The organism is Amycolatopsis sp. NPDC003676 (assembly GCF_053587275.1).
The window spans coordinates 1-24,872 of sequence record NZ_JBSFNS010000056.1; the positions used below are offsets into that span (position 1 = coordinate 1).

General features: G+C 69.4%; 24 protein-coding genes. 13 read left to right on the forward strand and 11 right to left on the reverse strand.

The features are described from left to right. Window positions 1-146: 146 nt before the first annotated feature. The 3 genes from ACWDNU_RS27670 to ACWDNU_RS27680 all read right to left on the reverse strand — a co-directional run bounded on the left by ACWDNU_RS27670 (window position 147) and on the right by ACWDNU_RS27680 (window position 4,516). Window positions 147-2,036, reverse strand: coding sequence for an ABC transporter ATP-binding protein (locus tag ACWDNU_RS27670; RefSeq protein ID WP_449671080.1), 1,890 nt, complete (start codon window positions 2,034-2,036; stop codon window positions 147-149). A gap of 190 nt (window positions 2,037-2,226) precedes the next feature. Continuing rightward, entirely contained in the window at window positions 2,227-3,960 is a 1,734-nt protein-coding gene (locus tag ACWDNU_RS27675) for an ABC transporter ATP-binding protein (RefSeq protein ID WP_449671038.1), read from the reverse strand. Window positions 3,961-4,003: 43 nt separating this feature from the next. After that, window positions 4,004-4,516 (reverse strand): TetR/AcrR family transcriptional regulator, encoded by a 513-nt coding sequence (locus tag ACWDNU_RS27680; protein WP_449671039.1) that lies wholly within the window; start codon window positions 4,514-4,516, stop codon window positions 4,004-4,006. A 255-nt stretch (window positions 4,517-4,771) separates the two neighbouring features. Here ACWDNU_RS27680 and ACWDNU_RS27685 point away from each other — a divergent pair, with 255 nt between their 5' ends. From ACWDNU_RS27685 to ACWDNU_RS27705, 5 genes are all read left to right on the forward strand, one after another. Further along, a complete protein-coding gene (locus ACWDNU_RS27685; RefSeq protein WP_449671040.1) occupies window positions 4,772-5,413 on the forward strand; it encodes a DUF3885 domain-containing protein in 642 nt (213 codons plus the stop codon). A 52-nt stretch (window positions 5,414-5,465) separates the two neighbouring features. Continuing rightward, window positions 5,466-6,092 (forward strand): TetR/AcrR family transcriptional regulator, encoded by a 627-nt coding sequence (locus tag ACWDNU_RS27690; protein ID WP_449671041.1) that lies wholly within the window; start codon window positions 5,466-5,468, stop codon window positions 6,090-6,092. 184 nt (window positions 6,093-6,276) lie between these two features. Next, entirely contained in the window at window positions 6,277-6,948 is a 672-nt protein-coding gene (locus ACWDNU_RS27695) for a VOC family protein (RefSeq protein ID WP_449671042.1), read from the forward strand. 37 nt (window positions 6,949-6,985) lie between these two features. Continuing rightward, window positions 6,986-7,228, forward strand: a complete 243-nt coding sequence (locus ACWDNU_RS27700) for a hypothetical protein (protein ID WP_449671043.1) — start codon at window positions 6,986-6,988, stop codon at window positions 7,226-7,228. After that, window positions 7,229-7,972 carry an amidohydrolase family protein gene (locus ACWDNU_RS27705; RefSeq protein WP_449671044.1) on the forward strand — a complete coding sequence of 248 codons (744 nt, stop codon included), beginning with the start codon at window positions 7,229-7,231 and terminating at the stop codon, window positions 7,970-7,972. It abuts the gene before it with no gap. 13 nt (window positions 7,973-7,985) lie between these two features. Here the strand turns inward: ACWDNU_RS27705 and ACWDNU_RS27710 are convergent, their stop codons facing one another. Further along, window positions 7,986-8,405 (reverse strand): barstar family protein, encoded by a 420-nt coding sequence (locus ACWDNU_RS27710; protein ID WP_449671045.1) that lies wholly within the window; start codon window positions 8,403-8,405, stop codon window positions 7,986-7,988. Between the two features lie 85 nt (window positions 8,406-8,490). On the opposite strand from ACWDNU_RS27710, the gene ACWDNU_RS27715 reads away from it, so the two are divergent. The 3 genes from ACWDNU_RS27715 (at window position 8,491) to ACWDNU_RS27725 (ending at window position 10,354) form a co-directional block, all read left to right on the forward strand. Beyond that, the gene (locus tag ACWDNU_RS27715; RefSeq protein ID WP_449671046.1) at window positions 8,491-8,856 is read left to right on the forward strand and encodes a VOC family protein; all 366 of its coding nucleotides are present in this window, start codon (window positions 8,491-8,493) and stop codon (window positions 8,854-8,856) included. Between the two features lie 163 nt (window positions 8,857-9,019). After that, the gene (ku, locus tag ACWDNU_RS27720; protein WP_449671047.1) at window positions 9,020-9,883 is read left to right on the forward strand and encodes a non-homologous end joining protein Ku; all 864 of its coding nucleotides are present in this window, start codon (window positions 9,020-9,022) and stop codon (window positions 9,881-9,883) included. A 264-nt stretch (window positions 9,884-10,147) separates the two neighbouring features. Then, window positions 10,148-10,354, forward strand: a complete 207-nt coding sequence (locus ACWDNU_RS27725; RefSeq protein WP_354746612.1) for a hypothetical protein — start codon at window positions 10,148-10,150, stop codon at window positions 10,352-10,354. A gap of 183 nt (window positions 10,355-10,537) precedes the next feature. On the opposite strand, the gene ACWDNU_RS27730 is transcribed toward ACWDNU_RS27725, so the two are convergent. Beyond that, complete coding sequence (locus ACWDNU_RS27730) at window positions 10,538-10,681, reverse strand: hypothetical protein (protein ID WP_449671048.1); 144 nt, start codon at window positions 10,679-10,681, stop codon at window positions 10,538-10,540. Between the two features lie 151 nt (window positions 10,682-10,832). Further along, window positions 10,833-12,293: an adenosylhomocysteinase gene (ahcY, locus tag ACWDNU_RS27735; RefSeq protein WP_449671049.1), complete on the reverse strand. Its 1,461-nt coding sequence runs from the start codon at window positions 12,291-12,293 to the stop codon at window positions 10,833-10,835. Between the two features lie 104 nt (window positions 12,294-12,397). On the opposite strand from ahcY, the gene ACWDNU_RS27740 reads away from it, so the two are divergent. Next, complete coding sequence (locus ACWDNU_RS27740; protein WP_449671050.1) at window positions 12,398-13,150, forward strand: class I SAM-dependent methyltransferase; 753 nt, start codon at window positions 12,398-12,400, stop codon at window positions 13,148-13,150. Between the two features lie 171 nt (window positions 13,151-13,321). On the opposite strand, the gene ACWDNU_RS27745 is transcribed toward ACWDNU_RS27740, so the two are convergent. The 3 genes from ACWDNU_RS27745 to ACWDNU_RS27755 all read right to left on the reverse strand — a co-directional run bounded on the left by ACWDNU_RS27745 (window position 13,322) and on the right by ACWDNU_RS27755 (window position 15,925). After that, window positions 13,322-14,383 carry a DNA polymerase IV gene (locus ACWDNU_RS27745; protein WP_449671051.1) on the reverse strand — a complete coding sequence of 354 codons (1,062 nt, stop codon included), beginning with the start codon at window positions 14,381-14,383 and terminating at the stop codon, window positions 13,322-13,324. 346 nt (window positions 14,384-14,729) lie between these two features. Continuing rightward, complete coding sequence (locus ACWDNU_RS27750; protein WP_370936541.1) at window positions 14,730-14,999, reverse strand: DUF3040 domain-containing protein; 270 nt, start codon at window positions 14,997-14,999, stop codon at window positions 14,730-14,732. Between the two features lie 158 nt (window positions 15,000-15,157). After that, entirely contained in the window at window positions 15,158-15,925 is a 768-nt protein-coding gene (locus ACWDNU_RS27755) for a right-handed parallel beta-helix repeat-containing protein (RefSeq protein ID WP_449671052.1), read from the reverse strand. Window positions 15,926-16,077: 152 nt separating this feature from the next. On the opposite strand from ACWDNU_RS27755, the gene ACWDNU_RS27760 reads away from it, so the two are divergent. The 3 genes from ACWDNU_RS27760 to ACWDNU_RS27770 all read left to right on the forward strand — a co-directional run bounded on the left by ACWDNU_RS27760 (window position 16,078) and on the right by ACWDNU_RS27770 (window position 19,518). Further along, complete coding sequence (locus ACWDNU_RS27760; protein WP_449671053.1) at window positions 16,078-17,862, forward strand: serine/threonine-protein kinase; 1,785 nt, start codon at window positions 16,078-16,080, stop codon at window positions 17,860-17,862. Continuing rightward, a complete protein-coding gene (locus ACWDNU_RS27765) occupies window positions 17,859-18,680 on the forward strand; it encodes an FHA domain-containing protein (RefSeq protein ID WP_449671054.1) in 822 nt (273 codons plus the stop codon). The genes ACWDNU_RS27760 and ACWDNU_RS27765 overlap by 4 nt, the downstream gene beginning before the upstream one ends. Before the next feature lie 106 nt (window positions 18,681-18,786). Next, window positions 18,787-19,518: an FHA domain-containing protein gene (locus tag ACWDNU_RS27770; protein ID WP_449671055.1), complete on the forward strand. Its 732-nt coding sequence runs from the start codon at window positions 18,787-18,789 to the stop codon at window positions 19,516-19,518. On the opposite strand, the gene ACWDNU_RS27775 is transcribed toward ACWDNU_RS27770, so the two are convergent. Beyond that, on the reverse strand, window positions 19,515-20,648 hold the full coding sequence (locus tag ACWDNU_RS27775) for an epoxide hydrolase family protein (RefSeq protein ID WP_449671056.1): 1,134 nt from the start codon (window positions 20,646-20,648) through the stop codon (window positions 19,515-19,517). The two genes, ACWDNU_RS27770 and ACWDNU_RS27775, sit on opposite strands and share 4 nt — an antisense overlap. Window positions 20,649-20,747: 99 nt before the next feature. Between ACWDNU_RS27775 and ACWDNU_RS27780 the strand changes: the two genes are divergently transcribed. Beyond that, window positions 20,748-21,383: a GTP cyclohydrolase II gene (locus ACWDNU_RS27780; RefSeq protein ID WP_449671057.1), complete on the forward strand. Its 636-nt coding sequence runs from the start codon at window positions 20,748-20,750 to the stop codon at window positions 21,381-21,383. Between the two features lie 228 nt (window positions 21,384-21,611). On the opposite strand, the gene ACWDNU_RS27785 is transcribed toward ACWDNU_RS27780, so the two are convergent. After that, on the reverse strand, window positions 21,612-24,704 hold the full coding sequence (locus ACWDNU_RS27785) for a discoidin domain-containing protein (protein ID WP_449671058.1): 3,093 nt from the start codon (window positions 24,702-24,704) through the stop codon (window positions 21,612-21,614). Between the last annotated feature and the right edge of the window lie 168 nt (window positions 24,705-24,872).

Sequence of the window (24,872 nt, forward strand, 5' to 3'; positions counted from 1 at the left end):
ATCGGGGTGCGGGGGGTGTGGTTGCCTTGGGTGGGTGCATCGGCTGCGGTTGGGTGGGTGGGTGGGTGCTTGGGTGAAAGTACGTGAGGGGAACCCTGAGGGAATCTGATTCCCTCAGGGTTCCCCTCACGTGCATTGGGTGCGGCTTATTCCGTTTCTGCCATGGCTTCTGCGAATTGGGCCGCGTAGAGGCGGGAGTACGCGCCGCCCGCGTTGATCAGCGTTTCGTGGTTTCCCTGTTCCACGATGTTGCCGTTTTCCATGACCAGGATTACATCTGCGTCCCGGATGGTGGAGAGGCGGTGGGCGATCACGAAGCTCGTCCGGCCGGTGCGCAGGGAGTTCATCGCGTGCTGGATCAGCACCTCGGTGCGGGTGTCCACCGAGCTGGTGGCCTCGTCCAGGATCAGGATCGCTGGCTTGGCCAGGAAGGCTCGGGCGACGGTGATCAGCTGTTTCTCGCCCGCACTGACCGTGCCGCCCTCGTCGTCCAGGACTGTGTCGTAGCCGTCTGGGAGGGTGCGGACGAAGCGGTCCACGTAGGTCGCCTTCGCGGCTTCGATGACCTGTTCGCGGGTGACGTTGTCCGCGCCGTAGGCGATGTTTTCCGCGATCGTGCCGCCGAACAGCCACGCGTCTTGCAGGACCATGCCGGTCTTCGAGCGGAGTTGTTCGCGGTCCATGGCCTTGATGTCGACGCCGTCCAGGGTGATCCGGCCGCCGTCGATTTCGTAGAACCGCATCAGGAGGTTGACCAAAGTGGTCTTGCCCGCGCCGGTCGGGCCGACGATGGCGACGGTGTGGCCTGGTTCGACCGACAGCGACAGGTCTTCGATGAGTGGGGTGTCTTCCAGGTACCTGAACGACACGTGCTCGAATTCGACCTGCCCGTGCACGACCTCGGGGAGTTGCGGGTGCTCCGGCTCCGGTTCCTGCTCCTTGGCGTCCAGCAGAGCGAACACCCGCTCGGCCGAGGCCACGCCGGACTGCAGGAGGTTCGCCATGCTCGCGATCTGCGTGACGGGCTGGCTGAACTGGCGCGAGTACTGGATGAACGCCTGCACGTCGCCCAGCGTCAACGTGCCCGAGGCGACGCGCAGCGCGCCGACGACGGCGACCAGGACGTAGCTCAGGTTGCCGATGAACATCATGACCGGCTGGATCGTGCCGGAAATGAAAGCAGCCTTGAAGCTTGCCTGGTACAGCGCCTCGTTCTGCTGCCGGAAGACCTCCTCGGCCTCGTTGCGGCGGCCGAAGACGTGCACCAGCGAGTGGCCGGTGTACATCTCCTCGATGTGCGCGTTGAGCTTTCCGGTCGTGCCCCACTGCCGGATGAACTGCGGCTGCGCGCGTTTGCCGACCTTGGCCGCGACGAACACCGACACCGGCACCGTCAGCAGCACGATCACGCCCAGCAGCGGAGAGATCACGAACATCATCACCAGCACGCCCAGCACGGTGAACAGCGAGGTGACGATCTGCGACAGCGTCTGCTGCAGCGACTGCGCCAGGTTGTCGATGTCGTTGGTGACCCGGCTCAGCACCTCGCCGCGCGGCTGACGGTCGAAGTAGCGCAGCGGCAGCGTCGCGAACTTCGCCTCGATGTCCTGGCGCAGCCGGAAAACCGCGCCCTGCACGAGATCGGTGGTGAGCCGCGCCTGGATGACGCCCAGGAACGACGCGAAGACGTACAGCGCCAGCACGATCATCAAGACCTGGCCGACCGCGGTGAAGTCGACGCCGTGGCCGGGCATCAGGTCGACGTTGGTGAACATGTCGGCGAGCGTGGTGTCCCCGCGCGCCCGCAGGCCCTCGATCACCTGCTCCTTGGTCGCGCCCGGCGGCAGGTGCCTGCTGGTGATGCCGGCGAAGATCAGGTCCGTCGCCCTGGCGAGCACCTTCGGCCCGAGCACGGTCAGCGCGACGCCGATCGCGCCGAGGACCAGCACCCCGGCCAGCGCCGCGCGTTGCGGGCGGAGCAGCCGCAGCAGGCGGGCCAGCGAGCCCTTGAAGTCGAGCGCTTTTTCCGCGGGCATGCCGGCGGACATCATCCGGCCGGGCCCTACCGCGGGCGCCTGCGGCCGCGTCTTGTCCCGGGCGACGGCGGCGGGTTCGTCGGCGTCGGGCGCGGTGGCGGTTTTCGTTTCCTCGCTCACGCCGCCTCCTGTGTCTTGCGGGACACCCGCACCCGGTCGGCGTCGTGAGTCGGCTGGCGCAATTGTGTACTCACGCCGCCTCCTGTTCGGTCAGCTGCGAAAGCACGATTTCCCGATAGGTTTCGTTGGTGTCCATCAGCTCGTGGTGGGTTCCGGTGCCGACGACGCGGCCGTCGTCGAGCACGATGATCCGGTCCGCGCCGCGGATCGTGCTGACTCGCTGCGCGACGATGACGACGGTCGCGTCGCGGATTTCCTCGGCGAGCGCGCGGCGCAGCGCGGCGTCGGTGGCGTAGTCGAGTGCGCTGAACGAGTCGTCGAACAGGTAGATCTCCGGCCGGTGCACCAGCATCCGCGCGATCGCGATCCGCTGCCGCTGCCCGCCCGAGACGTTCGTGCCGCCCTGGGCGATGGGGGAGTCGAGGCCCTGTTCCATCCGTTCCACGAAGTCCTTGCCCTGGGCGACTTCCAGCGCGTGCCACAGCTGTTCGTCCGTGGCGTCCGGATTGCCGTAGCGCAGGTTGCTGGCGACCGTGCCCGCGAACAGGTACGGCTTCTGCGGCACCATGCTGACCGCCGACGACAGCACCGTCTGGTCGAGCCGGCGCACGTCGACGCCGTCCACCCGGACGGAGCCCTCGGTGGCGTCCATCAGCCGCGGGATCAGGTTGAGCAGCGTCGTCTTCCCGCTGCCCGTGCTGCCGATGATCGCGGTGGTCTCGCCGGGCCGCGCGAACAGCGAAACGTCCTGCAGCACCGGCTTTTCCGCGCCGGGGTACCGGAATTCGACGCCCTCGAGGTCGAGGTGCCCGCGCTCGGACCCGGCCGGGAGCGGCTCGTCCGGCAGGCGCACGCTCGATTCGGTGTCCAGCACCTCGGTGATGCGCTCGGCGCTGACTTCCGCGCGCGGCACCATCATGAACATGAACGTGGCCATCATGACCGCCATCAGGATCTGCAGCAGATAGGCCAGGAACGCGGTGAGCGCGCCGATCTCCATGGCGCCGTTGTCGACCCGCTGCCCGCCGAACCACAGCACGGCGACGCTGGAGACGTTCACCACCAGCATCACGGTGGGGAACATCAGCGACATCAGCCTGCCGACCCGCAGCGACACGGTGAACAGCTCGTCGTTGGCGCGGCCGAAGCGCTCGCGCTCGTGCTTGTCGCGCACGAACGCGCGGATCACCCGGATGCCCATGATCTGCTCGCGCAGCACCTGGTTGATCTTGTCGAGGCGCACCTGCATGAGCCGGAAGGCCGAGCGCATCCGCATGACGATCAGGCCGACGGCGACGCCCAGGATCGGCACGATCACGACGAGCAGCGACGACAGCGGCACGTCCTGCTGCAACGCGAGCAGGATGCCGCCGACGCACATGATCGGCGCGGACACCATCAGCGTGAAGGTGAGCGCGGCGAGCAGCTGGATCTGCTGGACGTCGTTGGTGGTGCGGGTGATCAGCGACGGCGTGCCGAATTTCCCGATCTCGCGCGCGGAGAAATCCTGCACGCGGTGGAAGACTCCGGCGCGGATGTCGCGGCCGGCGGCCGCGGCGACGCGGGAACCGTAGTAGACCGCCCCGATCGACCCGGCGATCTGCACCAGCGTGATCAGCAGCATCACGCCGCCGATCTTCATGATGTAGCCGGTGTCGCCCTTGACGAGGCCGCCGTCGATGATGTCGGCGTTGAGCGTGGGCAGGTACAGCGCGGCGATCGTCTGCACCAGTTGCAGCGCGACGACGAGCCACAGCGTGGCCCGGTACGGGCGCAGGTAGCTGCGCAACAGTTTGACCAGCACGGTCGGGTACTCCCCCAAAGAAGTGAATGGCGTCGGTTCGGGTCTAGCGGGCCGCGCCGGACGCGGCCAGGGCCGGCATCCCGGCGGCGGCCTCCCGCAGGAGGCCGGTGAAAGCGGTTACGAACTCTTTGTCGTCGGAGTCCGAATTGAGCCAGGTATCGAAGGCGATGCGCGAAGCGTTCTGCACAATGCTCGCCATCAGCCGGGCGTGCAACGGATTTGCGTGCTCGCCCGCTCGCTCGGCGATCGCGTCGGCCAGCACGCGTTCGACAGTGGCGTACGCGCGCAGCATCTCGCCGAACAAGCCGCCGTTCTCCATCATCGCCCGCACGCGCCGCACATCCTCGCGAATCGGACGGTCGTCCTCGGAGAACCGGGTGATGGAGGCGTTGACGACCGCCTCCCACAGCGGTTCGTCAGCGGGCCTTGCCAGAAGCGCCTCGCGCACGCGCTCCTGCCGTTCGACGATGAACGCGCAGACAGCTTCCTCCTTGCTGGAAAAATAGTTGTTGAAGGTGCGCGGGGAAACGCCCACCTCGTTCGCGATGTCCTCCACCCGCAGTTGCTCGACCCCCCGTTCGAGCGCGATCCGCAGCGCGGCTTCGGCAAGCGCCCTTCGCGCGGCTCGCTTCTTGCGCTCGCGCAGGCCCAGAGGTGCAGTGGAGTTCACTGGGACGAGAGTAGCAGCAAAAGTTGCGTGGCGCGAAAAATTATGCGGACTGCGAAAAGTTTCGTTCTCGCAGAAGGACGGCCGGCCGAGGCAGGGGAGGCCTGGGCGATGGGGAATGATCGGGTGGTGCGGGGAGAAGAGTTGCCACGGAGCGATCGTCGTAGTCCGCTGTCACCGGCCCGTCACGTCGGCGCCCTGCCGAGTTCGGACGATCTGTCCGAGTGGTGGCAGCGGCAATGGTCCGAGCGTCCGTCGGCGGCCCACCGGCTGAAGGACGCTTACCGCGACCGGTGGGTCCGTTTCCACAGCCTGCCCGAGTCGAAGCGCTATCCCGGCACCGACGCGGAGTACGCCATCGTGCTCGACCGCTGCAACACGGTCTTGGACGAGTTGTTCCGCGGCCAGGAAGTCTGGATCGTCACCACCGACTGGTCAGGCTCGGCCGAACCTCCGGGCTTGTCGGAGCGGTACGCGCGGTGGAATCCCGGTGCCCGGCACTGGACCACCGTGCGCGCCAACGAGGACGAAACCGACCCGGAGTTCATCACCTACGCGCATCTGTACGCCAGTCGCAGGCGCTGGCGGACCGGTCTCGTGGACGTCCTGCTCCGCGCCGTTGCCGACGACGTCACCGCCAACGCGATGATCACCAGCCTGTCCTTCGACCGCGTGCACCACCCGTACGACGGAGGTGCCGATGTCCTGCTTCCCACGATGGCGGAACGCGATCGGCTGAAAAGTCGCCACACCGACCGGCTCTCCGCTCATCCCCTCGGCTTCTGAATTCCGCGTGGCTGCCCAAGCCCCGCGGAGGCGCGGGCGTAAGAATGGGGGCATGTCGGAAGAAGCCCCGGCCGGCGCGCCGCGCACGCGCAATCGCTGGGGAGAGGGCGAGCTGCTGCGCGGGGAGATCCTCGACGCGGCCAGCCGCTTGTTGTCCGAGCTCGGCGGGGAGGACGGGCTGACCATCCGCGGAGTCGCCCGCGCCGCCGGGATCGCGCCGGCCAGCATCTATCAGCACTTCACCGATCGGGCCGCGCTCGTGGCGGGCCTCGCCGAGCACGAGTTCGGCCGCCTGCGCGTCGCGATGGAGGCGGCCGAGGCGCGCGTGAACTCCGCCGACGCGGTGGGCCGCGTGCGGGCGATGCTGCACGCCTCCTGCCGGTTCGCGGTCGACAACCCCGGGCACTACCGGCTGATGACGGCCAACGGGCCTCCCCGGACCGAATCCGGCGCGCGACGGGTCGGGCCCTTGGCTGACGTGATCGGGTTGCTCGTCGACGGGTTCGCGCGGTGCGCCGAGGCGGGGATCGCGCTCCGGGTGCCCGCGGAACGCGCCGCCGTGATCGCGTTCGTCGGGGCGCACGGACGCGTCGCCCTCTTCCCGAACTCCGCCGAGCACTCCGGCGCGGACGCCGTGCTGGCGTTCGTCGACGAGTTCTTCTCGCTCGTTTTCGCCTGAGACACAACGGCTTCTCCCGTTCGAAGCGGCGGCCTTGACGAAGCGAGCGGACAAGCCGGGCCGAGATTCCTAACATGTGTTCAGTAAGTCTCTGAACATTCGTTTGGTAACTCTCCGCAAGAAGGACTCCGTTGCTACGGGATGCGCGAGCTCCCCGTGACCTGGTGAATCCGGAAGGACCAGCATGTTCCACCTCGATCACCTCTGCCTCGGCGTCCCCGACCTGGACGAGGGCGTCCGCCGGGTGCGGGAGGAAACCGGACTCGCCTGCTACGACGGGGGCGCCTTCGCCGCGGGCATCGCGAACACGATCTTCCCGCTCGGCGGGGACGCCTACCTGGAGGTCGAGGCGGTGACGGCTCCCGCGGCCGAACGGGAGGCGGCGGTCGCCTGGTTCGACCGGGTCGTCGCGGACGGCGACCGGTGGATGTTCTGGAGCCTGCGCGCTGACACCCTCGAAGAGCTGGCCGAGGTCGCGCAACGGCTCGGCGGCGAAGTCGCGCGGGTTCCGGGGCGCATTCAGCCCGACGGGACGCAGCGCATCATCACCACTGCTCCCGGCCCCGCCCGCGCGCTCGACACGTGCTGGCGTCGCGGGCTGCCGAACTGGTTCTACCGCGAGGATCCGGCCACCAATCCGGATCGCGGGGCGGCGGAGAACGGCGAGCGCGGGGCGGTGGTGACCCGGTTGGAGATCGGCGCGGACGCCGACGAACTGCGGGAGCACATCGGCGCCGAGACCTTCGACCGGCTGCCGCTGACAGTCGTGTCCGGCCCGCCTGGCGTGCACGCGGTGACGGTGCGCACCGAGTCCGGGCGCGAGGTCACCCTGCGCCGGGACCCAGCAGATTTGTAGAGATGCATTCACGCGAATGCGGGGAGGATCGACACAAATGATCATCGACGTGCACGCCCATTACTTTCCTGCCGCGTATCGGCCGATGCTGGGAAAGCTGGCCGCGAAGTCCACGGCCTCGACCACGGCCAGTTCAGTGCTGGGGGAGCGCAAGACACTCGCGGTGCTGACTGACGAACTGGGGATGATCGACCAGCGCATCGCCATGATGGACGAGGCCGGAGTAGCACGGCAGATCCTCTCCGCCGCTGGTATCGCGCCCTACGCAGCGGATTCTTGAGTGGCGGTCGAGGCAGCACACGTACTCAACGACAGCTACTGCGAACTGGCCGCGTCGCACCCCGGCCGGTTCTCGGCGTTCGTTTCCTTGCCGTTGCCGCACATCGACGCGGCACTCGAGGAAATGCGGCGCGGGCTCGACGAACTGGGCATGGTCGGCGTGACCATGAACTGCTCGGTGTTCAACCGTTCCGCGGCGGAAGAGGAATTCGAACCGCTGTACGAGGAGATGAACGAGCGCGGAGCGACCCTTTTCTTCCATCCGGCGCAAAACGGCATCTGCTCGCCGTTCATCAACGACTACGGCTTCACGGCGGCCGCCGGAGCGTCCCTTGAGGACGCCGCGCTCGTGCTCCACCTGATCAAGCGGAACATCCCGGTGCGCTATCCGGACATCAAGATCATCGTCCCGCATCTGGGCGGCCTGATCCCGATGCAGCTGGCGAGGCTCGACGGCCAAGCGAACACGCCGGATCTGCTCAGCCCGCCCAGCGTGACGGCGCGCAGCCTCTACTACGACACCGTCGGCTGGGGCTCGCAAGCCGCGCTCCGGTGCGCCTGTGAGGCCTTCGGCGCCGACCGTCTCGTGCCCGGCAGCGACTTCCCCGTTCTGTTGTCGGTCGAGTCCTATCGGCGGACGTTCGAGTACATCAAGGAATCTCGTTTGCCTGAGGAGGAGATCGAGAAGATCCTCCACCGCAACGCGTCGGCTCTCTTCGACTTCGACGCGACGGTCGCAAGCTGATCCGAGTCAGTTGTCAGGCCAACTCCAGGAAGATGCCATCCTCGGATTCGTCACCACCGGGGCCATGCGTACGGACGATGCCGACGATGTCGTCGAACAGTGTCGGGCCGTCCCGCCGCTGTGCCGCGGCGATCCGGGCTTCGATGGCTGACCGATTCGACGGATGGCAGGTGAGGAGGAGCTGGTTCAGCTGCTCGATCGTCGCGTCGTAACCGAGCGCGACACGGGACGAATCCGAGTTGAGCCATCGCAGAACCCAGCCGCGCTCGGGCGTGCCGAAGCCTCCTCGGAGCACGTCGTTGAAGGCGTCGAGATTCCCGTGCCAGGTGTGGTTGTCGAGAAGGCGCGAGAACTCACGAGCGAACCCGGCGAAGTCGGAGAAGGCGGCGCCGTCGATGACTAACACAGGAAGGTCATCGCTACGGCTGGTCACGGTGCCAGCATGGCACGATCCATGCTGGCGTTCCGTCATTCCCGCCAGGAAGCTTGACGCAGGTCGGCTGTGCCAGGATGAACACATGTTCGATGGACTGCGCACGATCGTGTATCCGGCCGACGACCTGGCCGCGGCCAAGGAGTGGTGGACCCGCGTCCTCGGGGTGCCGCCGTACTTCGACGAGCCGTTCTACGTCGGCTACAGCGTGCACGGCTACGAGCTGGCGCTCGACCCGAACGGCCGCGCGGAGAACGGCGACGGGCCGGTGACGTACTGGGGAGTGTCCGATGTGGAAGCCGCGGTGGCGAAGCTGGTCGGGGAGGGGGCGGCCGAGCACTCGGCGGTGACCGATTTCGGCGGCGGGATCCGGACCGCGCTGGTGCTCGCGCCGGACGGGAACCTGGTCGGGGTGATCGAGAACCCGCACTTCCCGGGCGCCCCGGCCTGACGACGAAGCGACCGTAAAGACGGCGCCGCCGGTGAGCGGCCGCGCACTCGTGGTGGCCGCGCGCAGAGCCCGGACCTGCGCGGACTGTCGGATTCGGACGATCGCGGCTACGGTGGTCACCGAGCGTGAATACGTACCGGCGAACTCGGCGGAGGTGCGCGGCATGCGGTCGATGTGGAAGGGCTCGGTGTCCTTCGGGCTGGTCAGCATCCCGATCCAGCTGTACGCGGCGACCGAGAACAAGAACGTGTCGCTGCGCCAGGTGCACGTCGCCGACGGCGGGCGGATCCAGTACAAGCGGTTCTGCTCCGTCGACGGCGAAGAGGTGCCCTACTCCGACATCGCCAAGGGGTACGAACTGCCCGACGGCGAGATGGTCGTGATCACCGACGCCGACCTCGCCGAACTGCCGCTGCCCACCCAGCGTTCGATCGACGTGCTCGAATTCGTGCCGCTGGAGTCGATCGACCCGATCCGGTTCGACCGCACCTACTACCTGGAGCCGCAGAAGAACGCGGTCAAGCCGTACATCGTGCTTCGGGACGCGCTGCAGAAGGCCAGCCACGTGGCGATCGCGAAGGTCGCGGTGCGCCAGCGGGAGAGCCTGGCGCTGCTGCGCGTCGTGGACGACGTGCTCGTGATGACCACGATGCTGTGGGCCGACGAGGTCCGGGTCCCGGATTTCCCGTTCCTGCGCGAGGACCCGCCGCAGGTCCGCCCGCAGGAGGTGACGATGGCCGGCTCGCTGATCGACTCGCTGTCCGAGCCGGTGTTCGAACCGGAGAAATACTCGGACTCCTACCGGGAAGCGCTCGAAGCGATGATCGAGGCGAAGGCGGGCGGCGGCGAGACGGTCGGCGCGCCGAAACAGGGGGAGAAGGCCGAGGTCGTCGACCTGATGGCGGCGCTGGAGGCGAGCGTGTCGGCGGCGAAGAAGACCCGCGGGCCCGCCAAGGAGACGAAAAAGGCCGCCGGCGAAGGCAAAACGGCGGCCAAGAAACCGGCCCGGCGGCCGAAAAGCGCCTGACCGGCGCGAAACCGCCGGTACCGCGCGGGCGAACCGCGGGCAAGGCTGTTCCACAGCGCGGAACAGTGAATTTTCTCCGCCGCCGTCCGGAAAATGCCGATCGTCACGCCCGGTGAGCACGTGCGCCCGACTTCACCGGATGGGGAGCCCGACACGCCGCCGGGTATCCTGCGACGGCGAGTTTTCCAGTGGTACCAAAGAGGAGTCCGGCCCCGGAGCACCTGGCGCCGGGGATTCGAAAACCTGAGCGGAAGGCGGCTGAGCATGGAGTGCGCGTTCTGCACGAGCGGCATCGACCACTGTCACGGAACCCTGGTGGTCCACCCGGACCGCGGGTTCGCCGAGTGCACCGACCCGTCCTGCCTGGACCTCGACCGGGTCCGGCACGGCCTGATCATCGACTGTCACACCCTCGACGCGGACTGCGCCTGCACCGGAGCGGGGAAACCCCTGCTGCGGCAGGCTTCCTGACCTCCGGCGATCCCAGGGAACGTCACGCTGCGCGGCCGGCGCATCTGTACCCGATCGGGTACCGGGCCGTGTACAAGCTGCTTGGCAGTGTGCTAACACTACCGGGGGTCCTTCGGCTCTCCCTCCCCCTCGGAGCCGGAGGACCCCTTTCAGCGCGCACGCCCCGGATCGCCCGGCAGCTGCTCAGTACCAGTGCGCCCGGCCTCCCACGCGACGGCCGGCGGCCCCGGCGATCGCCACCGCGGTTCCGGCCACGGCGAGGATGATCCCGACCGTCCGCAGCACCGGGATGCCGAACACGAGCAGGATGATTCCGAGAGTGAGCACGAAGCGTTCTCCTTGAGGCAGGCGGGCGGCCGCCCGGCGGGCGCCGGGCGGCCGGTGCGCACTCCAGGAGGATCGCCGCCGCGCACCGGGCGGAAACGGGAGCATTCGGCGCAGCCCCTGCTCCGTCCGGCGGAATCCGGCGCTTCCGGCGTCAGTAGCGGTAATGGTCCAATTTGTACGGACCGTCCACGTCCACGCCGATGTACTCGGCCTGTTCCTTGCTCAGCTTCGTCAACCGGACACCGAGCGCGTCCAGGTGCAGCCGCGCGACCTTTTCGTCAAGGTGCTTCGGCAGCCGGTACACGTCATTCGCGTAGTCGCCCGGCTTGGTGAACAGCTCGATCTGCGCGAGCACCTGGTTCGCGAACGAAGCGGACATCACGAACGACGGGTGCCCGGTCGCGTTGCCGAGGTTCATCAGCCTGCCCTCGGACAGCACGATGATCGCGTGCCCGTCCGGGAACCGCCACGTGTGCACCTGCGGTTTGACCTCGGTCTTGACGATGCCCGGGATCTTCGCCAGCCCGGCCATGTCGATCTCGTTGTCGAAGTGCCCGACGTTCGCGACGATCGCCTGATGCTTCATCCGCGCCATCTGCGCGGCGGAAATGATGCCGAAGTTGCCAGTGGTGGTCAGGAAAATGTCGGCGCGCTCGACGACGTCGTCGAGTTCCACTACGTCGAGCCCGTCCATCGCGGCCTGCAGCGCGCAGATCGGGTCGATCTCGGTCACCACGACGCGCGCGCCCTGTCCGCGCAGCGCCTCGACCGCGCCCTTGCCGACGTCGCCGTACCCGCACACGACCGCGTACTTTCCGCCGATCATCACGTCCGTGCCGCGGTTGAGGCCGTCCGGGAGCGAATGGCGGATTCCGTACTTGTTGTCGAACTTTGACTTGGTGACCGAGTCGTTGACGTTCATCGCCGGGAACAGCAGTTCGCCGCTGGCGGCGAGCTGGTAGAGCCGGTTCACGCCGGCGGTGGTCTCCTCGGTGACCCCGCGCATCGCGCCGGCGATCCGGGTGAACCGCTGCGGATCCTCGGCCAGGCTGGCGGTCAGGGTGCGCAGCAGGATCCGGTAGTCCTCCGGGTCGTCCTCGTGCGCGGCGGGCACCGCGCCCGCCTTCTCGAACTCGGCTCCCTTGTGGACGAGCAGGGTAGCGTCGCCGCCGTCGTCGAGGATCATGTTCGGCGGCTCGCCGCCGGGGAAACGGAACAGCTGATCGGTGCACCACCAGTATTCGTCGAGGGTTTCGCCCTTCCACGCGAAGACCGCGGTGCCCTCGGGGCGTTCCGGAGTCCCGTTTCGGCCGACGACGACGGCCGCGGCCGCCTCGTCCTGGGTGGAGAAGATGTTGCAGGACACCCAGCGCACCTCGGCGCCGAGCGCGACGAGCGTTTCGATCAGCACCGCGGTCTGCACGGTCATGTGCAGCGAGCCCGCGATGCGCGCGCCCTTGAGCGGCTGGGACTCCGCGAACTCGCGGCGGATGGCCATCAGGCCGGGCATCTCGTGCTCGGCGAGGTCGAGCTGGATGCGTCCGGCCGGGGCGAGCGACAGGTCGGCGACCGCGAACTCCAGGCCGTCGGCGGTACGCAGGGTGGGCGACATTTTCCGGTCCTTTCAGGGGTTTTCGGGCAGAATTGGGCACGGACGCCTTGCTGGCGCCCGAAAAGGGAGGTGTGCGCGGTGCGGATCAGGCCAGAATGAACGGCATGACGGAGCGCGCGTTGAGTTTTGGGTCGGTGGCTGCGGCGTACGAGCGGTTCCGCCCGGGGTATCCCGCCGAACTAGTCGAGAAGGTGCTGGACTACGCGGGCGCGCCGGTGGCCGACGCGCTCGAAATCGGGGCCGGGACCGGGAAAATGACCCGGCTGTTCGCGGCGCGGGGGATCGCGGTCACCGCGACCGACCCGGATCCGGCGATGCTCGCCGAACTGCGCAAACACGCTTCCGCCGAGATTCGTCAGAGCGCGCTGGAAGACCTGCGGCCGGATCGGCAGTACGGCCTCGTGTACTCGGCTTCGGCGCTGCACTGGACGGACCCGTCCGGGCGGTGGCCGCGCATCGCCGCGTTGCTCGCTCCGGGCGGGGTGTTCGCGTCGTTCGGCGGACCCGTCGAACCGGCGGATCCCGCGGTGCGGAAAGCGATCGAGGACGCGCAGGCTCCGTTTCTGGAGAGCGCGCAGCTCCCGTCGCCGGACGGCACGCCGCCGGAGAACGAACTCCAGTGGCCGGGCACCGAACTCGAGCGGTCGGAGTTGTTCGCCGACGTCCGGCAGGTCGTCGTCCAGCAGCGCTTGACGCTGAGCGCGGACGACCTCGTCGGGCTGCTTTCCACCGTCTCGGCGTACCTGATACTGCCGATTTCGGTGCGGGAACAGGTTTTCCAGCGGATCCGGCGGGCTTTGCCGGATACGATCGAGCTGGTCTCCGACCACACGGCGCACCTCGCACGACGGTGCTGACCGGGCCGGAATCGCCAGTGGCACGCGACACCTCCTGAACCAGGAGGCGCCCTTCACTCGCGTTCTCGCGGGCCGAGCGTGGCGGGGAAAACCCGTCGCAGCGCCTCTCGGCCCCGAGCCGCGCCCCGGCGGGCGCGTGGGTTCCACCTTGGCAAGGCCGGTCCGGGCCTGTCAAGCGCGCGGGAACTCCGCCCGGACGCCGAGCAGCCGCACCGGTTTGCCGAAACTGAAGCGCCCCAACACTTCCTGCGCCGCCGCGGCGAGCACCGCCGGATCTGACGTCGGTGCGGGCAGCGTCACGCTGTGCGTGTGCGTGAGGAACGGCGCGAACCGCACCTTGACCGCGACGCGCGCCGCAGGACGCCCTTCGTCGGCGACGTCCTGCGCGACGCGGGCGGCAAGGGTCGCGGTCTCCTTCGCGATGGCCTCCGGGTCGGTGAGATCTTGCTGGAATGTTGTTTCCCTGCTTCGGGAACGTGCGACGTACGGGGTCGCGCTGACCTCGGCGTCGCCGATGCCGCCAGCCAGCAGGCGGTACCACGGGCCCAGCTTCGGCCCGAACCTCGCCGCGAGCGCGTCCGGGTCGGCAGCAGCGAGGTCGAGAATGGTGGAATACCCGGCCTCGGCGAGTTTCTTCGCGGTTTTCCGGCCGATTCCCCACAACGCGTCCGTGGGTCTTTCCGCCATCACGTCCCACCAGTTTTCCTGGGTGAGCCGGTAAATTCCGGCCGGTTTCGCGAAACCGGTGGCAAGCTTGGCGCGGAGCTTGTTGTCGCCGATTCCGACTGAGGACGAAAGGCCGGTTTCCTCCTCGATGCCGCGTCGGATTTCCGCCGCGAGTGCTTCGGGGTCGTCGGCGGTCGCACCGAGGAAGGCTTCGTCCCAGCCGAGCACTTCGACGACCACCGGGAACTCCCGGAGCCGCGCCATGACGCGGTCGGAGACTTCCTGGTAGGCCGGAGCGTCGACGGGGAGGAGGACGGCGTCCGGACAGCGTTTGACGGCCAGCCGCAGCGGCATGCCGGAGTCGATGCCGAACTCCCGCGCCTCGTAGGACGCGGTGGCCACGACGGCGCGCTCGGCGGGGTCGCCGTTCCCGCCGACGATCACCGGCCGCCCCCGCAACTCCGGCCGCCGGTCGACCTCGACGGCGGCGATGAACTGGTCGAGGTCGACATGCAGCACCCACTCGGACACATGACCAGTGTGCGGTGCGCGGGGCGGGCGGCGCATCCGGGAATGGCGGGGGGTGCATCGCGGACTGGTCGGCGAGGCAGGGGTTGGTGCGGGCGTGCCCAGCGCGGTGCTTGCGGAGACGGTTGTGGCGGAGGCGGACGGCCCAGCGGAGTTCTCGCTTGGGCGGCCGGGCCGAGCGCGATCCAGCCCGCCGCAGTGCGGTGCTTGCGGGAGCGCCCCTTGGCCGGACGCGAGAGCCCGTTGTTTCCGGTCTGGCCAAGAACTGCCGCCAGCTCCGGCCCGCAGCGCGGCCGGGCGAGGTTTCGATCCTCCGCGGTCCGGGTTGGACGCGGGCGAACCCGGCCCACAACCGCCCGCGACTCCAGCAGAACGCGTCAGCTGGTCACCCGCGGTCGCGGCACCCGGCGACGTGCGCGGCCACCCCGCCCGCCGCGGCGAACAGGGAGCACACCGTCAGCACGGGGCTCGACCCGACGAGACCGGCCACCAGCAGGCCGCACGCGGCGACGTCCAGCAGAATCGCGAACGCGGTCAGCAGCGCGGCCGAGCGGGCCGGTTTGCCCCGGCGCAGGGCGGCGGCCAGTTCCGGGTCGCTGGTTTCGAACCAGCGCTCGATCTTGTCCAGCTCGACGCGTTCGTGGTGACTGAGCATGGAAGTCTCCTTCGGCGGCCCGCCTGCCGTCCCGGAGGAAGTACCCGGCCCGTCGCGTCGTGAACCGCGTCACCTTCGATTCACCCGACTGCCCGAATCCGGCGCGAATCCGGGCAGCCTCGGTCACGGTGCGCTGTCGGCGAGACCGTCCACAAAGGTCACGGAGCGCAAGCGGGCTCCGGGCCGACGTAGCCCTCGCGCGAGGAGTCGTCGATGCCGACCTCGCATGGGATCGACGGGTCCACGCGGTTGCCCTCGACGCGCGCGCCGGTCGAGTGGATCGCCAAGCCGATCGCGTGGTCCGGGCCCGCGGCGAAGGTGTTGCCGGTGATGGTGGCCTGCTGGACGTCCTCGAACATCAGCGTCTGCGAAGCCACGAGCGTTTCGCAAAAATTGTCCTTGACGAGGAAATCGGTGGTGTGTCCTTTTCCGTCGCCCTCGCCGTCGTTCGGGCCTTCCGCCATCAGGCACATGTTGTCGATTTTCTCGCAGCGGTTTCCTTCGATCCGGATGTGATTGCTCGGCGGGCTGTCGCTGGAAAAGGTTTGCATGCAGTCGGCGTGCGCGCCGTCGCGGTTGGCCGTCTTGCTGATCGTGTTGTGCTCGATGGCGATGTAGTCGCCGAAGAACCGGATGCCGTCGCCGTCGCCGCCGTGCGGGGCGGTGATCCTCGTGTTCTTCAGGGTCACGTGATTGCCGCGGATTTCGACGCCGGGCGCGGACGGTTCGTCGAGGACGAAGCCGTCCAAAACGACCCAATCGGCGTCGACGTCGATGCCGGATACGGATTTCGCACCGCCGGTGTACACGCGCGGCTGATTCGGCGTGCCGCCCGCGGTGATGTGCAGGCGGGAATCGGCGGCGTGCGCGGCCGGGGCGAAGACAGCCGCCAGGACAGCGGCGGCGGCCGGGAAGAGGGCGCGCATCGGAACTCCTTCGATCGCGCGGACGGGGACGTCGGCGAAGGTAGGGCGCAGCGGCGGGAGGGGTCCCGGGCCGCTTTCTGCCGACGGAGGCGATGCAGTATCGTTACTGCGAGTTACCTCACAGGGGTCAGGCCACGCCGAGGGGAGCGTCGGTGGACGCGGACCAGCTGATCGCGGACCGGTACCGGCTGCGGGAACGGGTGGGCAGCGGCGGCATGGGCGTCGTCTGGCGGGCTCACGACGACCGGCTCGGCCGCGAGGTGGCGCTCAAACAGGCCCGGCTGTCCGACGTCGTGAGCGGGCGGACGCTGCGCCGCGAAGCCCGGCTGGCGGCCGGAGTGCTGCACCCGAACGTGGTCACTTTCTTCGACGTCGCGGCCGACGGCGACGAACTGTGGCTCGTGATGGAGTACGTCCCGTCGCGCAGCCTCGCGGAAATCCTCGCCGCGGAGGGAAGGCTGCCCGCGCGCACGGTCGCTGAAATCGGCGTGCAGATCTCGGCGGCGCTCGGCGCGGTGCACGCGCACGGCATCGTGCACCGCGACGTCAAGCCGGGCAACGTCCTCATCGCCTCGGACGGCCGCGCGAAGCTTACCGACTTCGGCATCTCCCGTTCGGTCCGCACGGACGAGACGGTGACCGATTCGCCGCTCATCGGCGGCACGCCGGACTACCTCGCCCCGGAGGTCGCGCAAGGGCATCCGCCCACCGCGGCGTCGGACGTTTTTTCCTTGGGGGCGACGCTTTTCGCCGCTGTCGAGGGCAAGGCGCCGTTCTCGGGCGGCAACGAGTACGCCACGATCCGCCGGGTCGCCGAGGGGTCGGTTCCGCCGACCCGGCACGCGGACGGGCTCGCCCCGACGCTGGAACGGCTGATGCGGCTCGACCCCGCCGAGCGGCCGAGCGCGGTGGCGGCGGGGGAACTGCTGGCCGAGGGGATCGACTCGCTGCCGGTCGTGGTGCCGCGACCGCCGGCCAAGCGGCGCGGGCTGCTGATCGCCGGGGTGGTCGTCGCGGCGGCGGTCGTGGTCGCCACGTATTTCGTGACGCGCCCGGCGAAAACCTCCCCGCCGGTCGCGCCGGTGGCCCAGACGAAGCTCGGGCTCGGCCCCGATCCGAGGGCCGCGGATCCGTGCCGGCTGGTCGATCCCGCGCCGCTGAAACCGTTCGGCGAACCGGAAGTCGTCCCGGACTACGGGAACTTCAACCGCTGCGACGTGATCCTGCACCAGGGCGACCTGAAGGCGGACGTCCTGGCGGAGCTGCACGATCCGCCCGCCTCGGCGCTGGAGGGCACGCAGTCGAAGTCCGGGCCGTTCACGGTGTTCTCCGCCTCGGACAAGGACCAGTGCGTGCGGCAGATCCCGCTGCAGGACCGGTTCGTGGTGCAGGTGACGGCCAAGAAACAGGACGACGCCTACAAGCTCGACCTGTGCCAGGCCGCCGACGCCGCAGTCGCTTCGGCGACGAAAGCCATGACGACGGCTGGGGTTCCGGCGCGCGCATCGGCGTTCCCGGCGGGTTCGCTGGCGTACGTGGACGCGTGTTCGCTGCTCGACGCGGTCACGGTCGCCTCGACGGCCCGGGTCGTCGCGCCGGTCCAGATCAAGCCCGGTTTCAGCGGCTGGTGGTGCGACTGGAAGAGCCCGGCGAGCGACCGTTCGGTCACCGTCATGTTCGACCGGGACCAGCCGCCGGACAGCACGACCGGCCAGCTCGTGCAGATCGGCGGACACGACGCGTATCTCAAGACCAACGATTACGCCGACGGCAGCTGCCAGGCGGTCCTCGTCTACCGTTCCTACACCGACGCGCACGGGGAACCGAGGGTGGAACGGCTGCGGGTCGTGGTGAAGGGCGACGGGCCGCCGGAACAGCTGTGCGCGCCGGCGTCCGCGTTGGCCGGTTCGCTGGCCGGAAAGCTGCCGAAGAAATGACCGCGTTTCCCGCACCGCCGGAAGAGCTAGGCCCGGATCACGGCAGCCTCGCGCACGGCGTCCCGCCTTCCCCTCCGGGCACGATTTTCGCGCTCGCCGTCACCGGCGGCGTGCGCATGCCGCCGCGCGACGGCAGGCAGGTGCTGTTCGGGCGCAACCGCGACGACGTGCACGTGTGCGTCGGCGAGGACGACCGGAAAGTCAGCAGGCAGCAGGGATTCCTGGTGCGTCGCGGGGATTCCTGGTGGATCCACAACACCGGGAAGCTGCCGATCCGGCTGCCCGGTTCGCGGCTGCTGTTCCCGGAGGAGGAACCGGTGCCGCTGGCCGAGGGCTACACCGCGGCGTTCGTGCGCGGATCGGCCGGGCGCGAGCATCTGCTGGAGGTGTACGTCGCGGGCGCGGACGGCCGCCGGCCGGATTCGCGGCCGCAGGACGTCACCGAACCGCCGCGGATGTGGCGGCTCACACCGGACGAACGGCTCGTCCTGGTTTCGCTGGCGCAGCGGTATCTGCTGCAGGACCAGTATCCGCAGCCGCTCGCGTGGCGGCAGGTGGCGGAGCAGCTGTCCGAGCTGAATCCGGAAGCGCCCTGGACCGGCAAGCGCGTGGAACACCTCGTCGGCGCGGTGCGCACCCGGCTGGCGCGCGCCGGGGTCGCCGGGCTGACCAGGGAAGAGGTCGGCGAACCGGTCGGGAACGCGTTGAACGACAACCTGATCAAGGAACTCCTGCTGTCGACGTCGCTGGTCCCGCCGGATCTGGCGCTGCTCGAACCCGGCGACGATCCGGGAGGGGTCCCGGCTCCGCCTGCTTGACTCGCGGTGCGCGGCGGATCCGGCCCCGCGCCCCCGGAGGGCCGTCGCGGTCGCCCGGCCGGGGCCGGCAGCGGCTGCGCGGGGGGTGTCCGTGGCAGGGGAGGCGATGCGGACGCTGCCCGCGGGACACCCGAGCCTCGCGCTCGGGTTCGCGTCGCCGCCGGGCACGCTGGCGGTGCTGGGACGCGCGGGGGGAGTCCTGGTGCCGCCGGCGGCGCGCGGGCCGGTCACGTTCGGGCGGAACACCGCGGAGGTGACGGTGCCGCTCGGCGAGGACGACCGGCGGGTCAGCCGCCGCCACGGCGTGCTGGAGCAGCACGCGGGGCGGTGGTGGGTGCGGGCGACCGGCAAGGTGCCGCTGCGGCTGCCGCGGTCGCGGCTGTTGTTCGCCGGAGCCGAGCCGGTCCCGCTGCCGCCCGGCTATCTGCCGGTGTACGTGCGCGGTTCGGGGGATCGCGAGCACGTGCTGGAGGTGCGGATCGCCGACGGGACGCCGACGCCGGCCCCGGCCGGGCGGCTGCGGCCGGACGAACGGCTCGTGCTCGCGATGGTGGCGCGGGGGTTCTTGCGGTGGGAGGAACGGCCGCGTCCGGTGCCGGTTTCGTTGGCGGCGCGCCGATTGTCCGCGCTGGATCCCGATGGCGGCTGGACCGCGGAGGTCGTGACGGCCGTGCTGGACTCGGTGCGGTTCCGGTTCCGACCTGGGTCCGCGGACGACGATCTGGTGGCGGCGCTGGTGTCCGCGGCGGTGTTGGTGCCGCCGGATCTGGCGTTGCTGTCGCCTGCGTTGCCGCCGGTGGGGGACGCGGGGTGGATGCCGGCTACGTGGGGGAGTTAGGCGGTCCGGAACGGACGGAAGAAGTCGCGAAGTTCCCGCGCGTACAACTCCGGCTCTTCGAACGGCGCGAAATGCCCGCCGCGCGCCGGTTCGGTGACCCGGACCGTGTTCGCCATCCGGTCGAGCCACGGACGCGGCGTGCGGACGAGATCAGCCGGGAACAGCGAGAATCCCGACGGCACTTCGACCCGCCGGGCGTACTGCTCGGGCGGGATCGCGGCGTTGGCCCGGTACATCCGCATGGCCGAGCCGATGGTGCCGGTGAGCCAGTAGATGGTGATGTTGGTGAGAATCTCGTCCTTGGTGAAGGCGTCTTTGCCGCTCCAGGCGCGGAGCTTCTCCACGATCCACGCGGCCAGCCCGGCGGGCGAATCGGTCAGCCCGACGGCCGCGGTCTGCGGTTTAGTGCGGTGCATCGAGGCGTACGCACCTTCGGCCGCGCCCCAAGCCGCGACGTCTTGGAGCCATTCTCGTTCCTCCGGCGTCACGTCGTCCGGGACGACCACGGGCAGTCCGCCGTCCATCCGGTGCACGGCGACGACCCGGTCCGGGTGGTCGAGGGCGAGGAAACGGCTGACGCTGCTGCCGATGTCGCCGCCCGCCGCGGCGAAGCGCGGGTAGCCGAGGACGGTCATCAGCTCGGCCCACAGTCCGGCGACGGCGATCGAGTCGGGCGCCGGGCCGGTGGGGCGGTCGGAATAGCCGTAGCCGGGCATGTCCGGGACGATGACGTCGAACGCGTCCGCCGGGTCGCCGCCGTGCGCGCCGGGGTCGGTGAGCAGCGGGATGACCTTCGCATAGCGCCAGAACGAGTCCGGCCAGCCGTGGGTCAGCACGAGCGGCAGCACCGGACCGCTGGGCGCGACCGCGCGGGCGTGCACGAAGTGGATCCGCGATTCGCCGAGCCGGACGCGGTAGCGCGGCAGCTGCGCGAGCGCGGCCTCCTGCTTCGCCCAGTCGAACTCTTCCGCCCAATAGGTGATCAGTTCGCGCAGGTAGCCGACGTCGGCGCCGAGCGCCCAGCCGTCCTCCGGGGCGTCCGGCCAGCGGGTCGCGCGCAGCCGGGAGCGCAGGTCGGCGAGCTGCGCGGGATCGGCTTCGGGGACGAACAATTCCGGGCGGTCGGCCATGCCCTCGAGCTTACGTGATCTCGGCCGCACTCCGGGAACGCGTTTCTGTCGGTGGTTCTGGGTAGGGTCGGAATCGTTCAGGGGGAAAGGAGTTGCCCGATGACGACAGTTCCACAGGTGCGCACCCGCGTACGGATTCCGCTGCGGTTCGGCGACGGCCCCGCGGTGCCCTCGGAAGCGGTCACCTTCACGGGGCTGTCCGACGGGCTCGAGCATCTCGCCTTCGTGCTGGGCGAACCCGGTCCGGTGCCGTTGGTACGGCTGCATTCGGAATGCCTCACCGGCGACGTCTTCGGATCTGCGCGCTGCGATTGCGGCCCGCAACTGGCGGAGTCGGTCGCGCGGATTTCCGAGGTGGGCGGGTATGTGCTCTACCTGCGGCAGGAAGGCCGCGGAATCGGGCTATACAACAAGCTCGACGCGTACGCGTTGCAGGATTCCGGTTTGGACACCTACGCGGCGAATGCCGCGCTCGGCCTGCCGGAAGACGCGCGCGACTACACTGCCGCCGCGCAAATGCTCACCGTGCTCAGTGTAGAGCAGCTGGATCTGCTGTCGAACAACCCGGACAAGGCGGCGCAGCTGGCGCGCCACGGCGTCGCGGTGCGCGAGCAGGTCCGCACCGGGGTTTTCGCGAACGAGAACAACGTCCGGTACCTGCGCGCGAAAGCCGAGCAGACCGGGCACACGCTCGCGTTGCCGTTCGAGGACTGGCCGGCTAGTTCGGCGGTGTGAGTGCGAGCCACGTATCGGACGGGTTTGGTGAGGGCGACGGACGTGGTGCGTTTGCGGTCTGGCCGGGCGGCTTCGGCGTGGGTCACGCCGTCGGCGGTGTGAGGGCGGAGAAGCGGGTGAGGTTGGCGTCGCCGGGTCGCCAGTCGAGGGTGTGGAGGGCTAGGTATCGGACTGGTTTGGTGAGGGCGATGGGGGAGGCGCGCTTTCGGCGGGCGGCTTCGGTGCAGGTCACGCCGTCGGCTGTGTGAGGGCGGAGACGCGCGTGAGGTTGGCGTCGCCGGGTCGCCAGTTCAGGGTGCGGACAGCCAGGTATCGGACCGGTTTGGCGAGGGTGACGGAGGTCGTGCGTTTGCGGCCGGGCCGGACGGCTTCGGTGTAGGTGACGCCGTCGGTGCTGGTCTCGACGACGGTGGCGGGGATCCGCCCGGTCGTCCAGGCGAGTTCGGCGGTCGCGATCGGCAGCGGTGCGCCGAGGTCCACCACCAACCGGCCGCCGGGGCCGGGTTGCCATGCTGTCGCCGGGTTGTCGTCGACGGCGGCGTCCGGGCTGGTCATCCCCGGCGGCAGCGGTTCGGCCGGGAAGGTCACGGCGCCGAGCGCGCGGTCGTTCAACGGGTACGGCCGGGTTCCGGCGAAGACGACGGGCACGGTGTGGCGCGGCGGCAACGCGACTGTGCGCGGACGGCCGCCGGTCGGGGCCACGGTCACGACGGTCGGCAGCAGCCCCGGCGGTGCGGTCAGGTCGACGCGGCTGGCGTCGTGCACCACGGCGGTCAGGCCGGGCGGTACGGCGGCGCCGGACATGCCGCGCACGGTGAAGCGGGGCGGTTCGATCCGGCCTTCGGCAGGAGCCAGTTCGTAACTGAACGAACTGCCAGACTCGGTGACTTTCTGCGTGCCTCGGTACAGCAGCAGTGCGGTGCGATTCTGTGGCAGGGAAGCGGTTCCGGATGCGGTGGTGGCGGAAAGGTTTGCCAGCACTAGGAAATCGTCCGTCACGCTCGTGTGGATTCCGGTCGCGGTGGCGCGGGCCCGCTGGGCGAGCTTCGGCAGGTTCGCGCGGCCGGGATACAGCTCGGCCAGCAGCGGCGCGGGCGGACCGGCGGAGAGCGTGACGTGGTCGCTCGTGACGGTGAGCGGATTCGGGCTGGTGACGACGATCCCGGCCCGGCCGTCGATGTCCAGCCAGCCGCCGGTGCTGTGCAGCGCGGGCGTGGGGTAGGTCGCGACGGGGGTCCAGGTGGTGCCGTCGGGCGAGGTTTCGATCCGGTACTTCCGTCCGGCGGCGGCTTCCCAGCTGAGGCGCACACTGCTGAACCGTTGCGGTGCACCGAGATCGACGGCAAGCCAGCTGTCCGCCCGTGGACGGTCCGATGTGGACACTGCCCAGCGTGTCGCGGAATTGCCGTCGGTGGCGTGCTTCGCCTCCTTGCCCGGCGCGGCCGACGACGCGGACGCGGTTCTCGCCAGCGCGAGGTCAGGGCTGTCGCCGTCATGGATTTCGAACGACCAGAGCGAGTAGCCGTACTGCGGATCCGGCTGCACGCCAAGCATCCGTACGTGCCGCGCGGTCACCGGAGCGAAGCTCAGCTCATCGGTGCGGGCACCGGTGGACCCGGACTGTGCCGGGAGCGTCACTGCGCCCTCGGCGGCGGTGTAAGTGCGATCGCCATCGAGGCCGGGAACGCCTGGCATGGCGAGGTTGTAGACGTTGAGCACCCCTTCGTCCGCCGCGAGGCCGGTGCTGGTGTAGACCGCGGCACCGGTGGGAAGAGTGGCGAGCGCGGCGTATCCCGTGTCGAACCGCAGGACGCCCACCGTGCCATCGAATCCGTCACGCACCTTGCGATACACCGTGGCATGGCGTTCGCGCACGGCGATGTTCGTGGCGGGCAGCAGCATCGGGTTCGCTCCGCCGAGCACGAACAGCCAGTCGTCGTGGTTCGGCTGCCAGGCGAATTTCACGAAACCGGGTTTGCTGACGGTCGCGGCCCACGCGGCGGGGGAGCGGTGCGCCAGCAGACCCGGCCCGGCGCCGAAATCGGCGGCGCGAGCGGCGTGGGCGTCGAATTCTTCCTTGCGCACCGCACTGATCGGGCCTCCGTGGTCGGCGCGCCATTCGTGCAGCAGGTAGCTGATGGCGAGTTCGGCGCGGGCTTCCGGTTCGTACTTGGGTTCGCCGGAGAACTTCGTGATCCGGTCGACCGGCGGGTACGCCTGGTACGGCTCCAGCCGTGCGGCCAGCTGGGCCTCGGCGTAAGCGGCGTAGCGGTCGCCGAGCACCTGGGCGCGGAAGGCGAGCGGGATGACGTCGCGGCCGTAGAGGTGTTCGCGGTCGGCGACCATCGGCATCAGCGGTTCGCCGGCGTCACTGGTCATCAGGAGCATGGTGCGCCACAGCAGTTCGCCGTTCGGCTGCGCGGTGAGCACCTCCGGCAGCGGGACGCCGGCGGCGAGGAAGTGCATCGCGTTGCGGCCGGACGTGCGCCAGAGTTCTTCCTGGTAGTGCGGGCCGAACGAGCCGTGGTTCTCGACGAGGAACGTGTCGTACAGGTTGGTCGCGGTGTTGTCGCTGACCGGTTTTCCGTCCACCAGCCGGGGATTCGCCAGATCAGCCGCGGGCAGACCGCCCTCGTTGCGGCTCCAGGAACCGAACCCCGCGCGCCATCCGGGAGCGCGCGGATCGTTCGGCGTCCAGGCGAGCGCCGGGGCGAGCGACTGCGCGTAGACGCCCATCTCTTCGAGTTTCGTGTCGCCGACGTAGCCGCCGCGCAGGCCGTTGGGCGTCCAGTCGCCGGAGGCAGGGTCGTTGCCGGTGCCGAGGCTGGTCGTGTAGGCGGCCTGTTCGGTGGCGATGCGCTCGACGTTCCGTTGCGTCGCGGCGTCCAGCTCTGTCCACAAGAGACGGGCAGCGAGCTGGAAGTAGGACTGGAAAGTGGTGTCGAAGAACAGCTTCCGGCCCCATTCGGCGCCGCCGGTGAGCCGGTTCGAGGCGGCGAAGTGCTTGATGGTGGCGAGAGTGTGCTCGCGGAGAGTTTCGCGGTCTACTCCGGCGATGGCGGCGTCGTAACTGTCGCGGGTCAACAGCAGGGCGTTGCCGAGGACGACCGCGAAGGTGAAGTCGCGGGCGGGGTAGATCCCGGCCGCCCGGTCGAACTGCTGCTCGGCCCAGCGGGTGTGCCGGAGGAGGACCCGCAGGTACGTCGCGGCGACGGGATCCGGCGCGGACCGGGGTGCCGCCCGCGCTGTCCCCGCGGTCAGGAGGAGCGCCGCGCCAGCGCCCGCGAGACCGAGCGCCTGCCGCCGGGTGAACCCGTCCATCGCGCGTCCTCCAGGATCGCTGACAACCTTGTCAACGCGGGATTCTGTGCGGCGGTCGAGCGCCCGGGCAAGCATCCCGGCCGATCCCGTCCGGTTTCGGACAACGGCGGACGAAATCGTATAACGCCCTATACACTTCGGCGGAGGAGCGGCGACCCGGATGGCTGG

Excerpts from the sequence above, each read along its gene's own strand:
- ACWDNU_RS27670 (WP_449671080.1), bottom strand. The coding sequence starts at position 2,036 with ATGCCCGCGGAAAAAGCGCTCGACTTCAAGGGCTCGCTGGCCCGCCTG.
- ACWDNU_RS27690 (WP_449671041.1), top strand. The coding sequence starts at position 5,466 with ATGTCGGAAGAAGCCCCGGCCGGCGCGCCGCGCACGCGCAATCGCTGG.
- ACWDNU_RS27695 (WP_449671042.1), top strand. The coding sequence starts at position 6,277 with ATGTTCCACCTCGATCACCTCTGCCTCGGCGTCCCCGACCTGGACGAG.
- ACWDNU_RS27700 (WP_449671043.1), top strand. The coding sequence starts at position 6,986 with ATGATCATCGACGTGCACGCCCATTACTTTCCTGCCGCGTATCGGCCG.
- ACWDNU_RS27715 (WP_449671046.1), top strand. The coding sequence starts at position 8,491 with ATGTTCGATGGACTGCGCACGATCGTGTATCCGGCCGACGACCTGGCC.
- ku (WP_449671047.1), top strand. The coding sequence starts at position 9,020 with ATGCGGTCGATGTGGAAGGGCTCGGTGTCCTTCGGGCTGGTCAGCATC.
- ACWDNU_RS27725 (WP_354746612.1), top strand. The coding sequence starts at position 10,148 with ATGGAGTGCGCGTTCTGCACGAGCGGCATCGACCACTGTCACGGAACC.
- ahcY (WP_449671049.1), bottom strand. The coding sequence starts at position 12,293 with ATGTCGCCCACCCTGCGTACCGCCGACGGCCTGGAGTTCGCGGTCGCC.
- ACWDNU_RS27740 (WP_449671050.1), top strand. The coding sequence starts at position 12,398 with ATGACGGAGCGCGCGTTGAGTTTTGGGTCGGTGGCTGCGGCGTACGAG.
- ACWDNU_RS27745 (WP_449671051.1), bottom strand. The coding sequence starts at position 14,383 with ATGCGCCGCCCGCCCCGCGCACCGCACACTGGTCATGTGTCCGAGTGG.
- ACWDNU_RS27750 (WP_370936541.1), bottom strand. The coding sequence starts at position 14,999 with ATGCTCAGTCACCACGAACGCGTCGAGCTGGACAAGATCGAGCGCTGG.
- ACWDNU_RS27755 (WP_449671052.1), bottom strand. The coding sequence starts at position 15,925 with ATGCGCGCCCTCTTCCCGGCCGCCGCCGCTGTCCTGGCGGCTGTCTTC.
- ACWDNU_RS27765 (WP_449671054.1), top strand. The coding sequence starts at position 17,859 with ATGACCGCGTTTCCCGCACCGCCGGAAGAGCTAGGCCCGGATCACGGC.
- ACWDNU_RS27770 (WP_449671055.1), top strand. The coding sequence starts at position 18,787 with ATGCGGACGCTGCCCGCGGGACACCCGAGCCTCGCGCTCGGGTTCGCG.
- ACWDNU_RS27775 (WP_449671056.1), bottom strand. The coding sequence starts at position 20,648 with ATGGCCGACCGCCCGGAATTGTTCGTCCCCGAAGCCGATCCCGCGCAG.
- ACWDNU_RS27780 (WP_449671057.1), top strand. The coding sequence starts at position 20,748 with ATGACGACAGTTCCACAGGTGCGCACCCGCGTACGGATTCCGCTGCGG.
- ACWDNU_RS27785 (WP_449671058.1), bottom strand. The coding sequence starts at position 24,704 with ATGGACGGGTTCACCCGGCGGCAGGCGCTCGGTCTCGCGGGCGCTGGC.